5 protein-coding genes and 1 pseudogene are annotated in these 4952 nt (G+C 69.2%); 4 read left to right on the top strand and 2 right to left on the bottom strand.

Annotation, left to right across the window (positions count from 1 at the left end; all coding sequences use genetic code 11):
- Positions 1–266: pseudogene (locus tag ACLN58_RS17720) on the bottom strand (hypothetical protein); the annotation flags it as partial.
- A 130-nt stretch (positions 267–396) separates the two neighbouring features.
- On the opposite strand from ACLN58_RS17720, the gene ACLN58_RS17715 reads away from it, so the two are divergent.
- The 3 genes from ACLN58_RS17715 (at position 397) to ACLN58_RS17705 (ending at position 3996) form a co-directional block, all read left to right on the top strand.
- Positions 397–1782: a cystathionine beta-synthase gene (locus tag ACLN58_RS17715; protein WP_415856565.1), complete on the top strand. Its 1386-nt coding sequence runs from the start codon at positions 397–399 to the stop codon at positions 1780–1782.
- A gap of 61 nt (positions 1783–1843) precedes the next feature.
- Positions 1844–2998, top strand: coding sequence for a cystathionine gamma-synthase (locus ACLN58_RS17710; protein WP_415856564.1), 1155 nt, complete (start codon positions 1844–1846; stop codon positions 2996–2998).
- A 59-nt stretch (positions 2999–3057) separates the two neighbouring features.
- On the top strand, positions 3058–3996 hold the full coding sequence (locus tag ACLN58_RS17705; RefSeq protein ID WP_415856563.1) for a cytochrome b/b6 domain-containing protein: 939 nt from the start codon (positions 3058–3060) through the stop codon (positions 3994–3996).
- A 52-nt stretch (positions 3997–4048) separates the two neighbouring features.
- On the opposite strand, the gene ACLN58_RS17700 is transcribed toward ACLN58_RS17705, so the two are convergent.
- Positions 4049–4450, bottom strand: coding sequence for a hypothetical protein (locus ACLN58_RS17700; protein ID WP_415856562.1), 402 nt, complete (start codon positions 4448–4450; stop codon positions 4049–4051).
- Positions 4451–4570: 120 nt separating this feature from the next.
- On the opposite strand from ACLN58_RS17700, the gene ACLN58_RS17695 reads away from it, so the two are divergent.
- On the top strand, positions 4571–4952 hold a 382-nt coding region (locus tag ACLN58_RS17695; RefSeq protein WP_415856561.1), incomplete at its 3' end, for a DUF4118 domain-containing protein.

The following is a 4952-nucleotide window of genomic DNA, read 5'->3' as shown; positions in this document are numbered from 1 at the left end:
CCGAAGTCCGGAATCCCGGCCGCGCCGCACCACTCGCCGTTCGCTGAGGGGCCCGCGAGCAGGGCCATGGCCACGGAGAGGGGCGCCTCGATCGAATACGCGACCCCGCCGCGCAGGCCGCCCGGCAGGAGGCGCGCGAAGCACGGGAGCACGGGGTACGAACCCTGCTTGTTGCGCCGCCCTTGCAGGACGTGGATGCGTTCCTGGAGCTCGCGCAGCTCGCCGGCCGCGGGGGCGGCGGAGGCGGAGCTGAGCGGAAGAGACATACCTCCATTTTCGAAAGTATGTTCGATTAAGTCAATCGCGCGGAGTGTCGCTTCGTACTTCCCCGTGCCCGCGCGCCTAAGCTAGCCCTCCGCCCTCGCTGTGTCAGTGCCAACGGCTAGAGTTGGGGGCGTGAATTACGCCAACTCCGTCGTCGAGCTCATCGGCCACACACCACTGGTCAAGCTCCAGAAGGTGACCGAGGGCATCAAGGCCACGATCCTGGTCAAGCTCGAGTACCTCAATCCGGGTGGCTCCATCAAGGACCGCATCGCCCTCAAGATGGTCGAGGAGGCGGAGCGCTCCGGCCAGCTCCAGCCCGGCGGCACGATCGTGGAGCCCACGAGCGGCAACACAGGAGTTGGGCTCGCACTCGTGGGGCAGCAGAAGGGCTATCAGTGCATTTTCGTGGTCCCGGACAAGGTGGGCCAGGAGAAGCGGGCCGTGCTCGAGGCGTATGGGGCCAAGGTCGTCGTGACCCCGACGGCCGTCCCGCCGGACTCGCCGCAGTCGTACTACGGCGTTTCTGACCGGCTGGTCCGGGAGATCCCGGGCGCGTTCAAGCCGGACCAGTTCTCCAACCCCGGCGCCCCGGCGAGCCATTACGAGACCACAGGCCCCGAGATCTGGGCCGACACGGACGGCAAGATCACCCATGTGGTGATCGGGGCGGGCACGGGCGGAACGATCACCGGCACGGGCCGCTATCTCAAGGACGTCTCGAAGGGCCGCCCGGAGTCCGAGGGCGGCCAGGTCAAGATCGTCGGCGCGGACCCCGAGGGCTCGGTCTACTCGGGCGGAACGGGCCGGCCGTACTTCGTCGAGGGCGTCGGCGAGGACATGTGGCCCGCGAACTATGACAAGGCCGTTCCGGACGAGGTCCTCGCGGTGAGCGACGCGGACTCGTTCGCCATGACCCGCCGCCTCGCGCGTGAGGAGGGCCTCCTCGTGGGCGGTTCCTCGGGCATGGCGGTCGTCGCGGCCCTGCGCACGGCGAGAGACTTGCCCGAGTCGGCGGTCGTCGTCGTCATCCTCCCGGACAGCGGGCGCGGCTATCTCGCCAAGATCTTCAACGACGACTGGATGCGCTCCTACGGCTTCCTGCCCGGCGAGTCCGAGGCCACGGTCGGGGACGTGCTGCGCGGCAAGGACGGCAAGCTCCCGGACCTCGTCCACACGCACCCGAATGAGACGGTGCGCGACGTCATCGACATCATGACCGAGTACGGCGTGAGCCACCTCCCGATCCTCTCGAACGAGCCGCCCGTCGTCATGGGTGAGGTGCTCGGGGCGGTGGACGAGCGCACGCTGTCCGCGAAGCTCTTCCGCGGCGAGGCCAAGCTCACGGACAAGATCTCGCAGCACATGGGCGAGCGCCTGCCCGTCATCGGCTCGCTCGAGAGCCAGTCCACCGCGCGTGAGATGCTCAGCGAGGTCGATGCGCTCATGGTCACGTTCGTCGGAGCGCCCATCGGCATCGTCACCCGCCATGACCTGCTGGCCAGCCTTAACAAGTGACCAGCCTCAACAAGTGACCAGCCCTAACAAGTGACCAGCTTCACCAAGTAAGGAGCCCCACGTGAGCGAGACCAACCACGGCTTCAACACCCGCGCCGTCCACGCGGGCCAGGAATTCGAGCCGCGCACGGGCGCGGTCGTCCCGCCGCTGCACTTCAGCTCGACGTACGCGCAGGACGGCATCGGCGGCCTGCGCTCCGGCTACGAGTACGGCCGCGGCGGCAATCCGACGCGGGACGCGCTCCAGGAGCAGCTCGCGGCGCTCGAGGGCGGGCGACACGCGTTCTCGTTCGGCTCGGGGCTCGCGGCCGAGGACGCGCTCATCCGCGCGCTGTGCTCGCCGGGCGAGCGGATCGTGCTCGGCAACGACGCGTACGGCGGCACCTACCGCCTCATCGACCGCGTGCTGGGCCCGTGGGGCATCGCGAACCAGCCCATCGACATGTCGGCGCTCGACGGCGTGCGCGCGGCCGTCGCGCAGGGCGCCCGGCTCGTGTGGGTCGAGACGCCGTCCAACCCGATGATGAAGGTCACCGACATCGCGGCGCTCGCCGAGATCGCGCACGACGGCGGGGCCCTCCTCGTCGTCGACAACACCTTCGCATCCCCCTACCTGCAGAATCCGCTCGCCCTGGGTGCGGACATCGTCGTGCACTCGACGACCAAGTACATCGGCGGGCATTCCGACGTCGTCGGGGGCGCCGTCGTCGTCAACGACGACGAGCTCGCGGAGAAGATCGGCTTTGTCCAGTTCGCCGTCGGCGCCGTGTCCGGGCCCATGGACGCGTTCCTCACGACGCGCGGGCTCAAGACGCTCGGGGTGCGCATGGAGCGGCACTCGGACAACGCGCAGAAGATCGCGGAGTGGCTCGTGGGCCGTCCGGGCGTCGAGAGCGTGCTCTACCCGGGCCTGCCGGAGCACCCGGGGCACGAGCTCGCGGCGAAGCAGATGCGGCGCTTCGGCGGCATGATCTCGGTCCAATTCGCGGGCGGCGAGGCCGCGGCCCGCACGGTCGCCGAGTCGACCCAGCTGTTCACGCTCGCGGAATCGCTCGGCGGGATCGAGTCGCTCATGAACTACCCGTCGGAGATGACTCACGCCTCGGTCAAGGGCACCGAGCTCGCCGTCCCCGTCAACCTCGTCCGACTTTCCGTCGGGATCGAGGATGCGGACGATCTTATTGCAGACTTGGACCAGGCGATCCGCCGCCTGTAGGGCTCCCGCTGCAGCGGCCATCTAACCCACCCCGCCACCCAAGAGAGGATCTCGAACCGATGCCGACGTCGCCGTCGACCGCCCCTGCCTGGACCAAGGCGCCGTGGTTCAAGCCCGTAGCGATCGCCGTGGGCGCGATCATCGTGCTCGGGCTGCTTGTTCTGCTCGCCAGGTGGCTCCGCAGCACCGAGGCGGTCTCGCACTTCATCGCGACGTACCCCGGCCACGCGACGCTCCCCGCGGACGCGCCCGTGGGGATCCCGGGGTGGCTGAACTGGCAGCACTTCTTCAACATGTTCTTCATTGCGCTCATCGTGCGCTCGGGGCTGCAGGTGCGCTTCACCACCCGGCCCGAGGGCTACTGGAAGCGCAACAACAAGGGCCTCGTCAAGACGAAGGGCCAGCCCAAGAAGATCAGCCTCAACCTGTGGTTCCACCTCACGCTCGACGCGGTATGGGTGCTCAACGGCCTGATCTACTGGATCCTGCTGTTCTCGACGGGGGAGTGGAAGCGGGTCGTCCCGACCGGCTGGGACGTCTTCCCGCACGCGGTGTCCGTGGTGATCCAGTACGCCTCGCTCGACTGGCCGCTCGAGAACGGCTGGGTGAACTACAACGCGCTCCAGCTGCTCACGTACTTCGTGACCGTGTTCATTGCGGCCCCGCTCGCGATCCTCACGGGCCTGCGGATGTCCAACGCGTGGCCCGCGAAGGCTCCGCGGCTCAACAAGGCCTACCCGATCGAGGCGGCCCGGGCCATGCACTTCCCGATCGCAATCTACTTCGTCGCGTTCGTGGTCGTGCACGTCTTCCTTGTGCTCACCACGGGAGCGCTGCGGAACCTCAACCACATGTTCGCCTCGAACGACGGCGAGGGCTGGTGGGGCTTCGGGCTCTTCGCGGCCGCGATCGTCGTGATCGTCGCGGCCTGGTTCCTCGCGCGGCCGCTGTTCCTGCGGCCTGTCGCCTCGCTCATGGGGACCGTGACCCGGAACTAGCCAGCGGGGCTAGAACCAGCCGGGCCAGCCAGCGGGGCTGGAATCCGCGGGGCTAGATCCCGCGGGCGCGCGAGCGCAGGAGTGCGCGCTCGTGGCAGCGAAGCTCCTCGGACGCGACGTACCAGTCCCCGCCGAGGAGCGTGCACACGAGCGTGGCCTCGCCCGCGAGGTCGAGGTGCGTGCCGTCGGTCGTCAGGCCGGAGACGGACCAGTCGAGGACAACGTCGGCGTGCCGCTCGCCCGCGTCGATGCTCCGCACAGAGAGCGCGATGGGGAGGCCAAGGCGCACGCGGTCGGCCGCCGCGGCCTCGGGCGTCGACTCGAGCCGGGCGTCCCCGACGCCGAGGGCGAGCACCGCCGTCGGCAGGTACAGAGCACAGAGCGCGTCGGCGTCGCCCGCATCGAGGGCCCGCTCGAGCGCCGCACAGAGCCCGTCGAGGCTTCGTCCGGCCATGGCACTTCCTTCCACTGGTTCGCGGTGCACCCAGAGCGCCGCTTACATAGGGGAGAGCTGACTCGTCGGTAACTATGACGCCAAACCGTGACGCTTCGTCCGGTGTGACAGCATGGTCACATGCCGCCCCGCGCCCCGCTCTTCCCGGACCGCGAGCACCGCCTTGGGCTCGCTGAGCTGGGAGCCCTGGGCCGCCGTCGGACGTTGTGGGGGCTCGCCCTCGCGGTGGCGCTTCCGCTCGTGGTCCAGATGGCCGTCGTGGCCGCGGACTACCACAACCTCGTGATGATCCTCCTGCTGCAGCTCGCGGCGGCCGTGGCCGTCGCCGCAGTCGGGGGCCTCTGGCCGGCCATCGTCGCGGCACTCGTCGGGATGCTTCTGGTCAACTGGTTCTCGACCGATCCCGTGGGCAGCCTCGCGATCGCGAGCCCCGAGGCCGCGGCTGAGCTCGTGATCTTCCTCGGTGTCGCGTGCGCCGTGGGGCTCGCCGTCGGGGCGGCCG

Source organism: Sinomonas sp. G460-2 (assembly GCF_047759905.1).
Classification (GTDB): Bacteria; Actinomycetota; Actinomycetes; order Actinomycetales; family Micrococcaceae; genus Sinomonas.
Note: the sequence above shows the minus strand (reverse complement) of the source record. Positions and strands in the feature narration are given on the sequence as shown.